Below are 16,395 nucleotides of genomic sequence, written 5' to 3'. Positions count from 1 at the left end.
CTCGACGTGGCGTGGATCATCTTCGCCCACATGGTCTTCCAGGAACTCGCCGGACTGGCCGGCCTGCCCGGGCTGCCCGGCGTGCTGCGCGAGGACGACGTGCGCGCCACCTATCAGCGGCTCTCCGGCGCCGAACTGGGTGACCTGCACTGGTTCTACGTCTACTCGGCGGTGATCTGGTGCGTGGTGTTCATGCGCACCGGCGCCCGGCGGGTGCACTTCGGTGAGATCGCCAAGCCCGACGACGTGGAGTCGCTGTTCTACCACGGCAGCCTGCTGCGCCGGTTGATCGAGGAGGCATAGCGGTGATCGGCCCGGCCGACGAGTACCCCGTCCACCAACTTCCCCAGCCGATCGGCTGGCCGGGTGAGTCCAACCGCAACTTCTACGACCGCTCGTACTTCAACGCCCACGACCGCACCGGCGGCATCTTCGTCATCACCGGTATCGGCTACTACCCCAACCTGGGGGTCAAGGACGCTTTTCTCCTGGTGCGGAGAGGAAACGTCCAAACCGCGGTGCACCTGTCCGACGCGATCGACGCCGACCGGCTCAACCAGCACGTCAACGGCTACCGCGTCGAGGTGGCGCAGCCCCTGCAGCGGTTGCGCATCGTTCTGGAGGAGACCGAGGGCGTCGCCTGCGACCTCACCTGGGACGGTCTGTTCGGCGTCGTGCAGGAGCAGCGTCATGTGATGCGTTCGGGCCCGCGGGTGACACTGGACGCGCAGCGCTTCGCCCAACTCGGTTCGTGGAGCGGGCATCTGGTCGTCGACGGCGAACGCATCGCCGTCGACCCGAAGACCTGGATCGGCACCCGGGACCGGTCCTGGGGCATTCGCCCGGTCGGTGAGGCCGAGCCCGCCGGCCGGCCGGCCGACCCGCCGTTCGAGGGCATGTGGTGGCTGTACGTGCCGATGGCCTTCGACGACTTCGCGATCGTCGTCATCATCCAGGAGGAGCCCAGCGGGTTCCGGACCGTCAACGACTGCACCCGCATCTGGCGCGACGGCCGCGTCGAACAGCTCGGCTGGCCCCGGGTGCGGATCGCATACCGATCCGGAACGAGGATTCCCACCGGCGCGGTGATCGAGGCCACCGATGCCGCCGGCGCCCCGGTGCGCTTCGAGGTCGAGTCCAAGCTGGCCGTGCCCATCCACGTCGGCGGCGGCTACGGCGGCGACTCGGACTGGCTGCACGGAGTGTGGAAGGGCGAGAAGTTCACCGAGCGGCGCACCTACGACATGACCGACCCGGCGATCGTCGCCCGCTCCGGATTCGGTGTGATCGACCACGTCGGCCGGGCGGTCTGCCACGAGGGCGGCCGCACCCGGGAGGGCTGGGGCCTGTTCGAGCACGGGGCACTGGGCCGCCATGACCCGTCGGGGTTCGCCGACTGGCTGACGGTGGCGCCGTAGCGCCGTCACTCGGCCCCACCTTTTCGTCGAGATTGCACTCAGGCCGACCCTCGGCGGCCTTTCGCCTGCGTGAATGCAGTCTCGGTGAAGTGACGGGGAAACCGGGCCCTCACCCCAGCGCGTCGACCACCCCCGCCAGCACCTCCACCGGGATGGGCCCCGGCTGATACAGGCACACCGACGAGGCCCCGCCCACCGCCTCGGCGCGCCGCCGGATCTCGGCGGCGATCTGTTTCGGCGTCCCGCAGGCGGCCAGGGTGTGCAGCACCTCGTCGGTGATCAGCCCGCCCATCTGGGCCCACCGGCCCTGCTTGGACAGTGCGTTGAGCTCCGGTTGCAGTTCCCCCCAGCCGTGTACGTCGAGCACCCGCCGGTACGCCGGGGTGGACCCGTAGAAGGCCAGCAGCCGCCGGGTGGACTCGTGGTCGTCCCCGGAGGAGACGATCACCTCCGGCACCACCGCGAAGTCAGTACGGCCCGAAGCCGCCAGCCCCGCGCGCACGGCCGGCATGGTGGCCTCGGCCAGAAACCGGCTCGAGGAGAACGGCATCACCAGCAGCCCGTCGGCGACCTCGGCGGCCGCCCGGGTCAGTTGCGGCCCCAGCGCGCCGAGGTAGATCGGCGGCGGCCCATGGGGATTCGGCCCGGGGTTGAACGTCGGGGTCATCAGGGTGTGCCGGTAGAACTCGCCGCGGAAGTCCAGCGGTTCCCCGTCCTGCCAGGAACCGAAGATCGCCCGCAGCGCGCCGACCAGTTCGCGCATCCGGGCCACCGGCCGGTCGAAGGCCGCGCCGTAGCGTTTCTCGATCTGGGTGCGCACCTGCGTCCCCAACCCCAGCGTGAACCGGCCGCCGGACAGCAGCTGGTGGTCGTAGGCCTGGTGCGCCAGCTGGATCGGATTGCGCGGGAAGGCGATCGCCACGTTGGTCATCAGGTCCAGGCCCCCGGCCGTCGAGGCCAGCGTCAGCGGGGCGAACACATCGTGCGGACCCTCGAAGGTGAACACCCCGGCCGCCCCGGCCTCGCGCAGCGCTGCCGCACGCTCGACGGCGCCGGTCGGCCCGAACAGCGCGGTCAGCACCTTCATGACCGAACCCTAGAAGAACTTCGGCGCGGCAATCGCCGCTGGGCGGCGGTTTCCGCGCCGAAATCGGGAAGACTGGACCCGTGGGGCACGACGTGGTGGTGATCGGGGCGGGGCTGGCCGGGCTCACGGCCGCCCGCGAACTGACCGGGCAGGGCCTGGACGTGGTGGTGCTCGAGGGCCGCGACCGGGTGGGCGGGCGGACCAAGCCAGGAACACTGGCCGGGGTGCCGATCGACCTGGGTGCGTCCTTCGTCGGGCCCACCCAGGACGCCGTGCAGAAACTGGCCGCCGACCTGGGCTGCACCACCGTGCCGACATACACCCGGGGCGCCAACCTGATCCGCTGGCGCGGCAAGGTTCGCCGCTATCACGGCACCATCCCCAAGCTCGGGCTGATCGGGCTTATCGACATCGGACGCATCCAGTGGCAGTTCGAACGCATCGCCGCCGGCGTCGACGTCTCCCGGCCGTGGACGGCCGCCCGCGCCGCCAAGCTGGACAGCATGAGCCTTGGCGGCTGGCTGCGCTCGGTCAAGGCCACCGCAACCTCCCGCGACCTGATGTCGATCATGGCTCGGGTGACCTGGGGCGCCGAACCCGACGAGGTGTCCATGCTGCACGCGGTGCGCTACGTCAAGACCTCCGGCGGGCTGGACCGCATGCTCGACACCGCCGGAGGGGCCCAGCAGGACCACTTCCCCGGCGGCACGCACGAGATGTCGGTGCGGATGGCCGACGAACTCGGCGACCGGATCCGCCTGGGCGCCATGGTTTCCCGCATCGAATGGTCCGACGACGCGGTGGCCGTCACCTCCTCGGCCGGGGTGGTGGAGGCACGGCGGGCGATCATCGCCCTCGCCCCGATACAGCGCCTGGACATCGACATCGCGCCCGGCCTGCCGATCGAGTACCAGAAACTGGCGCAGCGCTGGCCGCTGGGCGCACTGACCAAGTCCTACGCCGCCTACCCGACCCCGTTCTGGCGGGCTCAGGGACTGTCCGGGCAGGCGCTGTCGGACACCGGGCCGGTGTTCATCACCTTCGACGTCAGCCCCGAGCAGGGCCCCGGGGTGCTGCTGGGCTTCACCGACCCGCACGGTTTCGACGCGCTGCCCCTCGAGCAGCGTCGCGCCAAGGTCGCCGAGTGCTTCACCGCACTGTTCGGCGATCAGGCGGCCGACCCCATCGACTACGCCGACCAGCGCTGGGGCGCGGAGGAATTCGCCCCCGGCGGCCCGACCGCCGCGGTGCCGCCCGGCTCGTGGACGGAGTTCGGCCCGCTTCTGCGCGAACCGGTGGGCCCGCTGCACTGGGCCGGCACCGAGACCGCCGACGAATGGACGGGCTTCATGGACGGCGCGGTGCGCTCCGGGCAGCGGGCGGCCACGGAGGTGGCCCGAAGCCTGGTCAGGAACTGATCCGCTGCTCTGACAGCACCGCGCCGACCAGACCGCGCAGTTGGGCGTTGATCAGCCTGGGATGCTCCAGCATCGCGCAGTGACCGCCGGCCACCTCGACCAGTTCGAGCAGATTGGGCACCGCCGCGGCGATCTTGCGGGCCCGGCACATCGGCAGCAGCCGGTCCTTGGCGCTGCCGACCACCAGCGTCGGCACGGTCAGCCCGGACAGGTCGATGTAGCTGCGCGGTCCGAGTTCATCGACCAGCACCCGCGCCCAGGCGCCCCGGCCGGCGGGCGGGTTGGCCGCGAAGATGCTGTGCAGGAAACGTGAGATCGCCGGGTCCGCCTCGGCGCCGACGGCCATCATCTGCAGGAAGCGCAGGGTGCCCGGCTGCACACCGCGCAGCAGCGGCGCGCCGCCGAAGGACCGGACCACGGTGCGGGCCGCCGCCACCCTGCTCGCCCGCAGCAATCCGGGCACCCGCAGCAGCTGGATCTTGTCGAGCAGATTGCCATGGGTCGTGTTGATCAGCGCGACGGCGTCGACCCGCTCCCGGACCCGGTGGCGGAACCGGTCTGACCATGCGCTGATCGCGATGCCGCCCATCGAGTGCCCCGCGACCACCGCCCGCTCCCCCGGCCGCAGCACCGCGGTCAGCACCGCCTCCAGGTCGGCCGCCAGATGGTCGAGGCTGTAGGCCGACGGCGCGGGCACCCCGCTGCGGCCGTGTCCGCGGTGGTCGTAGGCGATCACCCGGAAGTCGCGGGAGAGGTCGTTGATCTGTTCGTGCCAGACCCGCAGCGCGCAGGTGATGCCGTGGGCCAGCACGATGGGGTAGCCATTGGACGGCCCGAACACCTCGGTGTGCAGCCGGGTGCCGTCGGCGGAATGCACGACCATGGTCCTGCCGGGCGGCAGCTTCGGCCCGCTGACCTGCCGCTTATCGGCCTGGGCTGCGGGCATCGTGGCTCCTCGCCGGCGCGGCGACGCTGCCGCTCCGATGTCCGAGCGTAACCGCCCTTAGGTTGCCTGACCGGGATATCGGGATCCTTCTGCCGGCGAGTCACACCAGTCACACCAGGAACACGAGGTGGCCCGTTGCGGGGCGATCCGGGTAAAGACCAGTATCTTTGGGGTGCCGCCCGTCAGGGGGGGTTTGCTAGTTTGGCGTGCGATGCACGTCGACCCATAGAAGGAGAACCCAGAGAATGAACACCAGAATGGCCCGCGCCGCGGCCGCGGCCGGCGGCCTCGCCATCGCTGCGGCGTTCGCCGTGAGCTGCTCCCAGGCCAAGGAAGCCACCAAGGACGCGATATCGAGCGCCTCGAGCATCGGCTCGTCGGCCGCCAGCGCGGCGGGCAGCGCCGCCAGCAGCGCGGCCAGCGTGGCCGGCAGCGCAGCCAGCAGCGCCGGCAGCGCCGCCAGCAGCGCGGTCAGCAGTGGCGCCAGCGCCGCCAGCAGCGTGGCCAGCAGCGCAGCCAGCGGGGCCAGCAGCGCCGTGAGCAGCGGCGCCAGCGCCGCCAGCAGCGCGGTGTCCTCGGCCGTCGACGGCACGCCCACCACGATCAACGCCCCGGGCGTCGGCGAGGTGTCACTTGACGGTTCGACCGCCGCCGCGTACACCCGCCTGGGCGGCGCCACCGTTCTCGGCGCTCCGACCGGCACGGCCGAGAAGGTCGGCGACGGCACCGTGACGCCGTTCGCCAACGGCACCATCTTCTCCTCCCCCGCCGGGTCCTACCTGGTTCAGGGCGAGATCCTGAAGCGCTACGTGGACGAGCAGGGCGGCCCGACGGGCGCGCTGGGCTGGCCGACCGCCGACGAGACCGAGACCGGTGGCGGTTCGAAGGTGGCCAACGGCGGCTGGATCGGCGAGTTCCAGAACGGCACCATCACCTGGCTGAACGACGGCAAGGGCAACTTCACCGAGACCGTCACCAAGAAGTAAGTAGCACAAGAAGAAGCTCGAGGAACGGCCCCCGGATTCTCCGGGGGCCGTTCCGCGTCCGGAGTAACGCATCGGCCGCCCGTCGACGATAATAGGGGTATGACGAAGAAAATGACGGCCGCCGTGCTGACCGCGATGGCCATGACAGCCCTGCCCGCCGCGATGATCCCGGTTGCCAACGCCGAAGTGTGCGGCGCGGTGGGTGGGCGCCACGTCGAGGTGGGCGGGTGCACCCCGGGCATCGTCGGCGGCGTCGCCGACGCGGCCGTGGCCGGAGCCGCCGTGGCCGGCGTTGCCGCGGCCGACGACTGGGCTCGCTACGGCTTCCCGGAGGGATACGCCTACTCGATGTACCCGGCTTTCCCGGGCGAGGCGCCCTGCATCTCCCCGACCGGCATCCCGTACTACACCCCCGGCGCAGCCCCCTGCTATCTGCCCTGATCCCGGCCGGTCGTCCAGCCGCACGGGGACTGACGGGCGAGGCTGCGTCTTTCCGCTGACCGCACGGTGAGCAGAGAGGGTGACTAGCAGAGAGGGTGACTGTGGGAGCACGGTTACGCTCCATCGCGGGTATCGCGATACTGGTGGCACTCATCGGCGCGGTGCCGGGCCCGGCCGGCCCGGCCCGCGCCGCGCCGCGCGTTCTGACCGTGGCGGCCCACGACCTCGAACCGTTCGTGATGACGCACGAGAACGTCAAGACCGGCTTCACCGTCGACGTGCTCGCCGAGATCGCCAAGCACACCGGGTGGACGCTGAACTACGTCGACGTTCCCGACGTGGCCGCGCAACTCCGGGCAGTCGGGGAGGGCCGGACCGACGCCGCCGCCGGTGCCATCTCCATCACCGCCGATCGGGCGAAGACCTACGACTTCTCCCAGCCCATCCTCAACGCCGGCCTTCAGATCATGGTCCCGACGGGCGCCGCCGCGCCCAGCTCGCCGGGCCTGGCCGGTTTCCTCAGACTGCTCTTCTCCAAGGCGGTCCTGATCTGGTTGGCGGCCGCGGCGGCCCTGGCGGTGATCACTGCACACGTCATCTGGCTCACCGAGCGGAGGCGCGCGGACTCGCCGATGTCGCCGAAGTACTTTCCCGGGGTGCTCCAGGCCCTGGGCGTCGGCCCGGGCACGCTCGCCGCCAGGCCCGGCGGCTGGGTGCACCGGGGGCTGGGCCTGTTGCTGGCGTTCGTCAGCATCATCTTCGTCGCCTACTACACCGCCACCCTGACCGCCAACCAGACCGTGGACAGGTTCAACTCGCAGATCTCCTCTCCGTCGGACCTGATCGGCAGGCGGGTCTGCACCGTCGACAAGACCACCTCCGCGGCCTTCCTGATCGAGCAGGGCATCGGCTTCACCGGCCTCGGGGCGATCAGGGACTGCTATGCCGGACTCAAGGCCGGCGATTTCGACGCCGTGCTGTTCGACGCGCCGGTGCTGGCCTACCACGTCGCCCACCAGGGCGCCGGCGACGCGGCCCTGGTCGGAACGGTGTTCCGCAACGCCGACTACGGCATCGCCTTCCGCAACGGCAGCGAACTGCGCAAGCAGGCCGACGAGGCGCTGCTCAAGATGCGCGAGAACGGTGACTACGACCTGATCAGGGACAAGTGGTTCGGCACCGGCGGCCCCTAGCCTGCGGGTCGCGCTAGTCCGCAACCGCTTTGGCCACTGCCACACAGACCGTCAGCCACGAACGGTCGGCGCGTGGACCGTCCCGCACCGCCCACATCGCGTTGTGCACCATCCGCACCAGCACCCAGGCCCGGGCCCGGTCCTGATCCATCCCGGCGGCCTCGGCCAGCGCCCACAGCCGGCGCCGCACGCCGGCTCTGACGTCGGCGCCGATCTCCTCCCACCGGTTCCACAGCATCGGGGCGAGTTCGTAGTGCGGGTCGCCGTTGAGCGGTTTGGGGTCGATCGCCAGCCAGGGCTCCCGGTCCGCGGCCAGCACGTTGGCGTAGTGCAGGTCGGTGTGCAGCACCCGGTCGGCGCCTGAGCCCTCACAGCAGAGCTCGCCGCCGAGCGCGATGGCCTGCTCGACGAGCCGGCGCGGAATCGGCGCGCTGCGAGGCAGATTCGACAGATCCGCGGTCTGCTCGCCGACGAAGTCCGACAGCGCGCGCAGTGCGGGCATCGCCGGCACGTGCAGCCGTCGGTACAGCCCGGCCACCACCTCGCAGGCCCGCTCCTCGGGCACCCCGGACAGGTCCTCGCGGTGCAACCGCTCCAGCAGCAGCCCGCGCAGATGCGGTTCGGCGGCCAGCAGCCGCACCGCCCCGGCGCCGTCCCAGCGCCGCAGCGCCAGATGTTCGTGAGCGGACTCCCGGTCCGGGAAACCGATCTTGAGGACCGCGGACACGCCGTCGTCGGTGCGCACCGGCAGCACCAACGAGCAGTGCCCGCACGCGGACCCGGTTCCGTCCGGACGCAGGCCCCAGCGCCGCATCAGGATGCCGGCGGTGGACGGCAGGGCACGCACCCAGTCCGCCCACTCCGGGCCGCGGTGCGCCATCTCGGCGACATCCGCGGGAATCGCTGTCACCGGTGCGATTATCCGCCCCGGACTGACCGGGGGGTCGGTTGGTGGTTCACTTCTGCCCATGGCATCCCTGACCCGCCGCGGCTTCCTGGGAGCGGCGGGCCTGGCCGCCGCGGGCCTGGCCGCCGGATGCGAACGTCACACGCCGACACCACTGCGCGAGGCCGCGTGGAGCGATCTCCGGGGCAGCCTGCGCGGAACGGTTCTGCGGCCCGGAGATCCCGGGTACCCGGAGTTGGCCACACCGCGCAATCTCCGGTTCCGCACCACCATGCCCGAGGCGGTGGTGCTGGTGACCAGCGTCGAGGACGTCGCCGCCGCGCTGCGCTGGGCGCGGAAAACCAACACGCCGTTCGCGATTCGCGGGGGCGGGCACAACTATGCCACCGCCTCCAGTTCGCCGGGGATCCTGATCAGCACCCGCCGCATGAACGCGGCGCGCATCGACGGCAACACCCTGTACGCCGAGGCGGGTGTGCTGAACTCCGACCTCGCGCGCCTGCTGCCCGGGGGCGGAACCGGCCGGCTGCTGCTGCCGGGCGGCAACTGCCCCGCGGTGGGAGTCGCGGGTCTGACCTTCGGCGGCGGCATCGGCCCGAACGCCCCCTGGGCCGGCCTGACCGCCGACAGATTGCGCAAGGCCACCGTGGTCACCGCCGACGGCGGCGCCGTGACCGCCGGCGCCACCGAGAACCCCGAGTTGTTCTGGGGTCTGCGCGGCGGCGCCGGCGGAAACTTCGGCGTGGTCACCGATCTGGAGTACGAACTCGTCGAGGTACCGCTCACCCGGGCGACCACGGTGCGCCTGTCGGTGACCGGTCGCGACGCCGCGGTGACGGCCGCACGGGAGTTCCAGGCGATGCGTGCGACCGCGCCGCGGACCGCCACCGGCCATCTGAGGATGAGCCGAACGGCCACCGACTCCGGGGTGACGATCAAAGCGCAGGTCCTCGGCGACGAGGCCGCCGCACGTGAACTGCTGGCCGGGGCGTTGCGCACCCCGGGGGCCAGGGCCGACATCACCGAACGTCCGTGGTGGGACGCCTACGGCTGGTACGTCACCGAACCGAAGCCGGCCTACTCGTTCTGGGACCGCTCGCTGTACGCCGAGGACTTCCTCCCGGGCGACGCGATATCGGGGATCTTCGACGTGGTGAGCCGCTTCCCGGCCGGTCGCGACCCGGAGCGGTACGGATCGGTGGGCCTGTTCGGCTGGGTCGGCGGAGCGGTCACCGACGTACCCGCCGACGCCAGCGCGTACGTACACCGCAGCGCCCGGATCCTGGTGGAGATGTCCGCGGGCTGGTCGACTCCCGACGACGATCCCGGTCCGGTCGCCCCCGTCCCGCCCGACATCAGGGATTGGGAGGACGAGCTGTGGGAGACGATCCGGCCGCATACCAACGGCCGTTCCTACCAGAACTTCCCCGATCCGGAATTGCCGGACTGGGCCACCGCCTACTACGGCGACAACCTCGCCCGGCTCACGACGGCCAAGGCGACGTGGGACCCCGGGGACGTCTTCACCTACTCCCAGGCGATTCCACTGCCGCGCTAGCGGTTTCGTCGCCGCGCAGCATCCTGGAGATCGCGACGGTCGCAAGCGCCAGGAGAATCCCGACGATCACGCAGTCCGCGCCCAGGCTGAGCGTGAACGCGCGCGGCTCCACCGACGCCCCGAAGTCGGCACGTGATCCGCTGAAGAGGATGTAGAGCACCGAAACCGCACTGCCGGTGAGCGCGATACCCAGCGCGGTGCCCAGTTCGAACGACGTCTCGGAGATGCCGGTGGCCGCGCCCACCCGGTCCGCGCTCGCGCCGGTGAGGACAAGGTCCGCGGCGACGGTGACCACCGAACCGAAGGAGAAGCCCATCAGCATCAGCGGAACCACCATGGCCGCATAGGACACCGGGATCGCCAGCCCGAGCAGGATCAGACCCGCACTGCCGGCCGCCAGGCCCACCAGCAGGGTGCGCCGCCGGCCCCAGCGCCCGACCAGGCGCGCGGCCGCCGAGGCGGTCACCAGGCTCACGATCGACTCCGGCAGCGTCGACATGCCCGACTGCAGCGGGGAGAAGCCGGCGACCTGGCGCAGGAAGATCGGCAGAAAGAACAGTGCGCCGATGTTGGCGAACACGATCACCAGCTCGGCGACGATGGCCGCGCTGAAGCGCGCGCTGCTGAACAGTTGCAGATCCAGCAGCGGCACCGGCAGCCGGCGCTGGCGGCGCAGGAACACCCACAGCAGCAGGCTGCCGGCGGCCAGCGCCAGATAGGCCGGCCGGTTGGCCAACCCGGCGTGCGCCAGCTCGGTGATGCCGTAGACCACCCCGAGGATGCCGACCGTCGAGTAGACGACCGACAGCGGGTCCAGCGGGTGGCGGGCCTCGCTGCGCGCCTCGGGCAACGCCACCACCCCGACCCCGACGATCAGCGCGACCACCGGCAGGTTCACCAAAAGCACTGAGCCCCAATAGAAGTGTTCCAGCAGCAGGCCCGCCACGGTCGGGCCCATCGCCGCGCCGGCGGCGCCGCTGGCGCTCCAGATCCCGACCGCGCGCATGCGCTGACGCTCATCGGAGAAGACCGTGCGCAGCAGCGCCAGCGTCGAGGGCATCAACCCCGCCCCGGCCAGGCCCTGCACCACCCGCGCGGCGATGAGCACGCCGGCGGTGGGCGCCGCCGCTGCCGCCGCCGACGCCACCCCGAAGGCGACGCTGGCGATCAGCAGCAGGCGCTTGCGGCCGATCCGGTCGCCGAGGTTGCCCATGGTGATCAGCAGCCCGGCCAGCACGAAGGAGTAGATGTCGCCGATCCACAGCACCTGGTTGTAGCTCGGGCTTAGTTCAGCGGTGATCGCCGGCACCGCCACGCTGATCACCGTCCCGTCGACGGCCACCATGAACACCGCGAGGCACAGCACGAACAGCGCCATGACTTGACGCGAGGTCACCGGCGGATCAGCCCCTCAGCGCAGGACGTTGTCGAGAACCGAGGCGGTCAGGATGTAGGCGGCGTGGCTGCCTCCGGCGCTGACCTTCACATCCAGCGGCCACTTCCACGGCGGCGGCGTCTTGCCCAGCAGCGGGAAGGCCACCGACGTCATGGTCATCAGCGCGCTGCCGAACACCAGGCTGGCGTAAGGCTCGCGAATCCTGTTGCGCAGCAGCACGTGGACGACCCCGAACGCCGACCCGTAGGTCCACCGCAGCGCCAGGGTGATCGCCCCGGCCTCGCGGTCGGTGGGCTTGGGCAGGTTGAGGATGCTGGCCACGATCTGGCCCGGGACCACGCTGTCGTCGTAGTCCAGGCCCTCGTGCGACCACAGACCCTCCACCGGGGTGCCGTCGGCCAGCGTCGTCACCCCGGTGTAGTCACCGCGGCGCAGGAAACGCTCCAGGTGGTACCAGGCGGCCATCATCGCCGTCCCGCTGGCGCCGGCCACCAGACCGCGCTTGAGCCAGGGAAGTTGCGGACGGCGGCGGCGGAGCATACGAGGAAGGGTAGGTACCCCCTTTCGCGAGCAGACGCGGAATCACCCAGATTCCGGCGTGTCGGCGGAATTTTGCGTCTGCTCGCGCCGGTGACCCGGGGTGGCCCATGATCAGCTCATGCAGAGCATGCAGATCACCGAGCTGGCCCGCGACCTCGCCCGGCGCGAGGACGCCGGGGACTACCCGGGGGTGATCGCCGGCGTTCGCGAGCTCATCGCCGCCGACCCCGGCGCGGTGAAGGACCCGTGGATCAAGGGCTGGATCGGCCGGCGCTGGCGTGACTTGTTCCTGCAGGAGGCGGTCAAGGACTCCGGCACCGTGGAGTTCGCCTCCAAGCCGGCGCTGCTCGCCCCGGTCCCGCTGCCGTCGATGCTGAAGAAGTCCAACCCGCGCCAGGCCGTCGCCGAACGCTTCCTCAAGGACTGCCCCGCCAGCGAATGGCAGGCCGAACTGCCTGCGGCGCAGTACGACTCGATCGACAACACCACCCTGATGCTGTGCGGCGGCCTGCTGACCGGCCTGCTGTTCCCCGGCGCACACGCCTTCCCGGAGGAAGCCGACCGGCTGCACCGGGACCGCGGCTGGCGCACCATCCGCGCCGACGTCCACCCCATGCGCTCGTGCGCGGCCAACGAGGCCGACATCGTGGCGGCATTCCGCGGCGAGGGCCTCGACGCCGCGATGCAGCCGATCACCGAACCGGAGCCGCCGGGAAAGGTGTTCCTGCTCGGCTACAGCAAGGGCTCCCCCGACATCCTGTCCTTCCTGGTCAACCACCCCGAGTACCACGACCGGATCGCCGGGGTGTTCACCTGGGGCGGCGCGATCGGCGGCTCCTACACCGCCGACGGCATTTACAGCCAGATCAAGGACCTGCCCACCGAGGGCTCCTACGAGTACGTGAGCAAGCTGCTCAGCGTCATCAGCCCGGGGATGCTCAACCAGGTCGGGGTGCGCCGGCTCGACGAGTACGACGTGAAGGGCGCGATGAACGATCTGCGCACCGAGGTCCGGGAGTCGTTCAACCGCCGCCACGCCGAGTACCTGGACGGACTGGGCATCCCGATCTTCGCGCTGACCGGCGCGACCGCCCCGCTGGAGGTGCCCAACATCCAGTTCATGGACGCGGTCCGGCTGAGCTCCTACGACGCCAACAACGACATGCAGCTGACCCAGAAGCAGGCCGTCCTGCCGATCGGGATGAACACCCACGTGGCGATGGCCCACGCCCACCACTGGGACATCGCCTACGCGGCGTTCCCGCTGGCGATGCGGGCCATGAGCCCCAACCTGGAGAACCGCTGGCCCCGCTACGCCGCACTGGTGGCCAGCTGGGAACTGCTCGCGGAGTTGGGCCTGATCGACTGAACGCCCGGACTGCGGGGCCGCTTAAGCCGGATCGTCCGGTCGCAGGCAGCGGCAGGCCACCAGCGCGAGGTCGGCGGCGACTTCCCGCGGCGTCTTCGTCGGGGTCAGGATGTGGCTCAGGCACAGGCGCACAACGCTTTCCACCATCACACGCACGTCGTCCGGGTCGGCCTCAGGCCACTGCCGACTGACCCAGTGGCCGAAGATCTCGATCCCGTTCTCGATCAGCGGTTCACCGCGCACGGTGAGCAGCGAGAGCAGCGAGGTGTCGCCGCCGTTGGCCGGCGTGCGGGTCAGGATGGTCTCCAGCAGCGGATTGCCCCGTGCGACGGAGACCATGTAGTCCGCGGCGGCCCCGACCGCCGCGCCGAGGTCTGCCGGATGCTGGTTCAGCCGGGCGGCCATGCCCTCGAAGAACTCCGCGGTCTCCCGCATCACCAGGGCGTTGCCCAGGTCGTCCTTGGTGCCGAACTCGGCGTGCAGGCTCTGGCGGCTGATGCCGATCGCAGCGGCGATCGCACCCATGCGGACCGCCGCCCAGCCCTTGTCGAGCACCACCTCCCGGGCGGCGTCGAGAGCCGACTCGCGCAACCGGGCGCGCCCGTAGGCGCGGGTCTCGGCGCGAAGGTCGACGACAGACATGGCGCGGAGTCTAATGCAGATGACATTTCAAAGCTAGATGTCACCAATGCTTGACATTTAATATTTTATGTCAGAAGCTGGTGAACAGGCACCCCGAGGAGGGACACCATGACCGCAACCCTGACCCGCGCCGAGCGCCCCTACGACCCGGCCGACATCTCGTCGCTGGAATTCTGGTCGGGCACCGCCAAGGACCGCGAGAAGGTCTTCGCCGAACTGCGCGCCAACCGGCCCGTCTCCTGGCATCGGCCGGTCAAGAACGGCATGTTCGAGGACCCCAACGATCAGGGTTTCTGGGCCGTGGTCCGGCACGCCGACCTGGTCGAGGTGACCCGCCGTCCCGGCGACTTCCTCTCCGGCAAGGGCATCACCTTCGAGTCGCTGCCCCCCGAGGCTCTCGACGCGGCGCAGGGTTTCATCGCGATGGATCCGCCCCGGCACACCAAGATCCGCCGGCTGATGGCCGCGGCGTTCACCCCCAAGCAGTTGGCCCGCATCGACGAGCACATCGTCGCCAACGCCCGCCACATCGTCGACGACGCGATCGAGAAGGGGGCCGGCACGGGCGAGATCGACTTCGTCGCCGACGTCGCCTCACTGGTGCCGATGCACAACATCTGCGACATGGTCGGCATCCCCGAGGAACACCGCCGGACCATCGCCTACGAGTCCCAGTTCGCCGACGGCTGGCGCGATCCCCGGCTGCTGCAGGGCGCCGACCCGCTGGCCCGGGTCTTCCAGACCATCGCCACCGTGCACGGCGTCGCCCACGAACTCATCGCCGCCCGCCGCAGCAAGCCCGAGAACGACCTGATGACCGCAATGGTGCAGGCCGAGGTCGACGGCGAGCGACTCACCGACGACGACATCGCGTCGATCTTCGCGCTGCTGATCATCGCCGGCAACGACACCACCCGGCAGTCCATCGCCCACGGACTCAAGGCGCTCACCGACTTCCCCGAGCAGCGGGCCTGGCTGATGGAGGACCTGGACGGCCGGATGCCGCTGGCCGTCGAGGAGATCGTCCGGTGGGCCACCCCGATCATGACGTTCCGGCGCACCGCCGCGCACGACACCGAACTGGGCGGCCACCACATCACCGAGGGCGACAAGGTGATCATGTTCTACTCCTCGGCCAACATGGACACCGAGGTGTTCGACCACCCCGAGCGGCTGGACCTGTCCCGCTCGCCGAACAAGCACGTCGCGTTCGGCGGCGGCGGAATCCACCACTGCCTGGGCGCGCAGCTGGCCCGCCGGCAGATCGCCGCCACGTTCCACGAACTGCTGACCCGGCTGCCCGATATCCGCGTCGTCGGCGAGCCGGAGTTGGGCAACGGCAATTTCTTCCATACCGTGATGTCCATGACCGCACAGTTCACCCCCGAGAAGTCGAAGGCCTGACGGCGATGAGAGTCGTCGTCGATCGCACCAAGTGCTCGTCGATCGGGCTGTGCGAAGCCACCGCGCCGGACATCTTCGAGATCGGCGCCGACGGCGTCCTGCACATCCTGATCGACGACGTTCCCGCGGAGCGCCGCATCGACCTCGAGCAGGCCTGCGAGAACTGCCCCACCCAAGCGCTGTCCATCGAGGACTGAACGGCGGTAGCTTCTGACCGCATGGAGGTCGGTTCCCGCTTCGCGGATCGCCGCGATCGGCTGCTGGCGTCCCGGCGGCTGAGTCCGGTCGCCGCGGTTGTGGCGCGTTTCAAGGAGATCGACGGCGGCACCCAGGGTGCGCTGGTGTCGTTGCAGCTGTTCACCGTGGTGATCCCCCTGATGATCCTCGGGTTCAGCTACTTCCAGGGTTTCGCCGAGAACGCCAGTCCGGGGACGGTCTGGATTCGCGAACTCGGCCTGTCCGGGCCCACCAGCGACACCGTCCGCGGCGCGTTCGGCGACACCTCCGCGCTGCGCTCGGTCTGGACGGTCGTCGGCGTCGCCGCGTTCCTGGTGTGGGGCATCCCGATGTCGATCATGGTGGCGGGCATGTTCGCCAGGGCCTGGCGGCGCGAGCAGTTCGGGGCCGGCCAGCGACTGGCGCGCGGCGCGCTGTGGTTCCTGCTGTATCTGACCATGCTGGTGCTGCGGGAGCGCATCGGCTACGGCGCGGACTACACCGGAGCGACGCAGCTGCTGATGTTCGTCATCGCCCTGGTCCCGGTGTGGGTGTTCTGGTCGCTGACCCCGCTGGTGCTGGTCCGCGACGGCGGGCACGGCGTGAGATACCTCGCCCTGGCCGGACTTGCCGGTGTGGTGATCGACGGGATCATCATCCCGGTGGCGGGCCGGCTGATCTTTCCCGGGCTGATCGACGCCTGGACGAGCTTCGGCCCGATCGGGGTGGCTATGGCGATCATGACCTGGTGCGGGGTGATCGGCACCGGGTGGGTCATCACCGCGTGCGTCGGGGCGGGGGGCTGGGCAAGCCCCCCCCCCCCCCCCACGGTGCGCGCGGGGCAGAACGCCGGGGGGGCGGAGAGAGCGACAGC

Annotated in this window: 16 protein-coding genes and 1 pseudogene; 11 read left to right on the top strand and 6 right to left on the bottom strand. The window is 70.5% G+C overall.

The genetic code is table 11. The annotated features are described in order from the left end of the window. Positions 1 to 303 (top strand): annotated as a pseudogene (locus ACKOQ4_RS02700) (phosphotransferase family protein); the annotation flags it as partial. A gap of 2 nt (positions 304 to 305) precedes the next feature. Further along, the gene (locus ACKOQ4_RS02695; protein WP_526288574.1) at positions 306 to 1,418 is read left to right on the top strand and encodes an Rv3169 family protein; all 1,113 of its coding nucleotides are present in this window, start codon (positions 306 to 308) and stop codon (positions 1,416 to 1,418) included. Between the two features lie 109 nt (positions 1,419 to 1,527). On the opposite strand, the gene ACKOQ4_RS02690 is transcribed toward ACKOQ4_RS02695, so the two are convergent. After that, the gene (locus ACKOQ4_RS02690) at positions 1,528 to 2,505 is read right to left on the bottom strand and encodes a TIGR03617 family F420-dependent LLM class oxidoreductase (RefSeq protein WP_526288572.1); all 978 of its coding nucleotides are present in this window, start codon (positions 2,503 to 2,505) and stop codon (positions 1,528 to 1,530) included. A gap of 80 nt (positions 2,506 to 2,585) precedes the next feature. Between ACKOQ4_RS02690 and ACKOQ4_RS02685 the strand changes: the two genes are divergently transcribed. Beyond that, a complete protein-coding gene (locus ACKOQ4_RS02685) occupies positions 2,586 to 3,923 on the top strand; it encodes a flavin monoamine oxidase family protein (protein WP_526288570.1) in 1,338 nt (445 codons plus the stop codon). Here the strand turns inward: ACKOQ4_RS02685 and ACKOQ4_RS02680 are convergent. Further along, positions 3,913 to 4,869: an alpha/beta fold hydrolase gene (locus ACKOQ4_RS02680; protein WP_526288568.1), complete on the bottom strand. Its 957-nt coding sequence runs from the start codon at positions 4,867 to 4,869 to the stop codon at positions 3,913 to 3,915. The two genes, ACKOQ4_RS02685 and ACKOQ4_RS02680, sit on opposite strands and share 11 nt — an antisense overlap. 257 nt (positions 4,870 to 5,126) lie before the next feature. Between ACKOQ4_RS02680 and ACKOQ4_RS02675 the strand changes: the two genes are divergently transcribed. From ACKOQ4_RS02675 to ACKOQ4_RS02665, 3 genes are all read left to right on the top strand, one after another. Then, entirely contained in the window at positions 5,127 to 5,855 is a 729-nt protein-coding gene (locus ACKOQ4_RS02675; protein WP_526288576.1) for an LGFP repeat-containing protein, read from the top strand. A gap of 99 nt (positions 5,856 to 5,954) precedes the next feature. Next, entirely contained in the window at positions 5,955 to 6,296 is a 342-nt protein-coding gene (locus ACKOQ4_RS02670; protein ID WP_526288566.1) for a hypothetical protein, read from the top strand. A gap of 95 nt (positions 6,297 to 6,391) precedes the next feature. Beyond that, complete coding sequence (locus tag ACKOQ4_RS02665) at positions 6,392 to 7,489, top strand: transporter substrate-binding domain-containing protein (RefSeq protein ID WP_526288564.1); 1,098 nt, start codon at positions 6,392 to 6,394, stop codon at positions 7,487 to 7,489. Positions 7,490 to 7,502: 13 nt separating this feature from the next. Here ACKOQ4_RS02665 and ACKOQ4_RS02660 read toward each other — a convergent pair whose 3' ends face one another. Then, positions 7,503 to 8,399 carry an aminoglycoside phosphotransferase family protein gene (locus ACKOQ4_RS02660; protein ID WP_526288562.1) on the bottom strand — a complete coding sequence of 299 codons (897 nt, stop codon included), beginning with the start codon at positions 8,397 to 8,399 and terminating at the stop codon, positions 7,503 to 7,505. A 58-nt stretch (positions 8,400 to 8,457) separates the two neighbouring features. Here ACKOQ4_RS02660 and ACKOQ4_RS02655 point away from each other — a divergent pair, with 58 nt between their 5' ends. Then, on the top strand, positions 8,458 to 9,954 hold the full coding sequence (locus ACKOQ4_RS02655) for an FAD-binding oxidoreductase (protein ID WP_526288560.1): 1,497 nt from the start codon (positions 8,458 to 8,460) through the stop codon (positions 9,952 to 9,954). On the opposite strand, the gene ACKOQ4_RS02650 is transcribed toward ACKOQ4_RS02655, so the two are convergent. Together ACKOQ4_RS02650 and ACKOQ4_RS02645 are read right to left on the bottom strand one after the other, a co-directional pair. Then, positions 9,920 to 11,350: an MFS transporter gene (locus ACKOQ4_RS02650; RefSeq protein ID WP_526288558.1), complete on the bottom strand. Its 1,431-nt coding sequence runs from the start codon at positions 11,348 to 11,350 to the stop codon at positions 9,920 to 9,922. The two genes, ACKOQ4_RS02655 and ACKOQ4_RS02650, sit on opposite strands and share 35 nt — an antisense overlap. 15 nt (positions 11,351 to 11,365) lie before the next feature. Beyond that, positions 11,366 to 11,890, bottom strand: coding sequence for a hypothetical protein (locus ACKOQ4_RS02645; RefSeq protein ID WP_526288556.1), 525 nt, complete (start codon positions 11,888 to 11,890; stop codon positions 11,366 to 11,368). Positions 11,891 to 12,008: 118 nt separating this feature from the next. Between ACKOQ4_RS02645 and ACKOQ4_RS02640 the strand changes: the two genes are divergently transcribed. Continuing rightward, positions 12,009 to 13,259, top strand: coding sequence for a hypothetical protein (locus tag ACKOQ4_RS02640; RefSeq protein ID WP_526288554.1), 1,251 nt, complete (start codon positions 12,009 to 12,011; stop codon positions 13,257 to 13,259). A gap of 21 nt (positions 13,260 to 13,280) precedes the next feature. On the opposite strand, the gene ACKOQ4_RS02635 is transcribed toward ACKOQ4_RS02640, so the two are convergent. After that, a complete protein-coding gene (locus tag ACKOQ4_RS02635; protein WP_526288552.1) occupies positions 13,281 to 13,901 on the bottom strand; it encodes a TetR/AcrR family transcriptional regulator in 621 nt (206 codons plus the stop codon). Positions 13,902 to 14,009: 108 nt separating this feature from the next. Between ACKOQ4_RS02635 and ACKOQ4_RS02630 the strand changes: the two genes are divergently transcribed. From ACKOQ4_RS02630 to ACKOQ4_RS02620, 3 genes are all read left to right on the top strand, one after another. Continuing rightward, the gene (locus tag ACKOQ4_RS02630; protein ID WP_526288550.1) at positions 14,010 to 15,305 is read left to right on the top strand and encodes a cytochrome P450; all 1,296 of its coding nucleotides are present in this window, start codon (positions 14,010 to 14,012) and stop codon (positions 15,303 to 15,305) included. A 5-nt stretch (positions 15,306 to 15,310) separates the two neighbouring features. After that, the gene (locus ACKOQ4_RS02625; RefSeq protein ID WP_526288548.1) at positions 15,311 to 15,502 is read left to right on the top strand and encodes a ferredoxin; all 192 of its coding nucleotides are present in this window, start codon (positions 15,311 to 15,313) and stop codon (positions 15,500 to 15,502) included. Positions 15,503 to 15,523: 21 nt separating this feature from the next. Next, the coding region (locus ACKOQ4_RS02620; RefSeq protein ID WP_526288546.1) for a hypothetical protein at positions 15,524 to 16,395 on the top strand (872 nt) is incomplete at its 3' end.

This window comes from Mycobacterium sp. (assembly GCF_046095365.1).
In the GTDB taxonomy this organism is placed as follows: domain Bacteria; phylum Actinomycetota; class Actinomycetes; order Mycobacteriales; family Mycobacteriaceae; genus Mycobacterium.
The sequence above is the reverse complement of the archived record's forward strand: the minus strand, read 5'-3'. Positions and strand labels throughout refer to the sequence as shown.

Excerpts from the sequence above, each read along its gene's own strand:
- ACKOQ4_RS02635 (WP_526288552.1), bottom strand. The coding sequence starts at position 13,901 with ATGTCTGTCGTCGACCTTCGCGCCGAGACCCGCGCCTACGGGCGCGCC.
- ACKOQ4_RS02655 (WP_526288560.1), top strand. The coding sequence starts at position 8,458 with ATGGCATCCCTGACCCGCCGCGGCTTCCTGGGAGCGGCGGGCCTGGCC.
- ACKOQ4_RS02680 (WP_526288568.1), bottom strand. The coding sequence starts at position 4,869 with ATGCCCGCAGCCCAGGCCGATAAGCGGCAGGTCAGCGGGCCGAAGCTG.
- ACKOQ4_RS02630 (WP_526288550.1), top strand. The coding sequence starts at position 14,010 with ATGACCGCAACCCTGACCCGCGCCGAGCGCCCCTACGACCCGGCCGAC.
- ACKOQ4_RS02625 (WP_526288548.1), top strand. The coding sequence starts at position 15,311 with ATGAGAGTCGTCGTCGATCGCACCAAGTGCTCGTCGATCGGGCTGTGC.
- ACKOQ4_RS02645 (WP_526288556.1), bottom strand. The coding sequence starts at position 11,890 with ATGCTCCGCCGCCGCCGTCCGCAACTTCCCTGGCTCAAGCGCGGTCTG.
- ACKOQ4_RS02675 (WP_526288576.1), top strand. The coding sequence starts at position 5,127 with ATGGCCCGCGCCGCGGCCGCGGCCGGCGGCCTCGCCATCGCTGCGGCG.
- ACKOQ4_RS02690 (WP_526288572.1), bottom strand. The coding sequence starts at position 2,505 with ATGAAGGTGCTGACCGCGCTGTTCGGGCCGACCGGCGCCGTCGAGCGT.
- ACKOQ4_RS02640 (WP_526288554.1), top strand. The coding sequence starts at position 12,009 with ATGCAGAGCATGCAGATCACCGAGCTGGCCCGCGACCTCGCCCGGCGC.
- ACKOQ4_RS02670 (WP_526288566.1), top strand. The coding sequence starts at position 5,955 with ATGACGAAGAAAATGACGGCCGCCGTGCTGACCGCGATGGCCATGACA.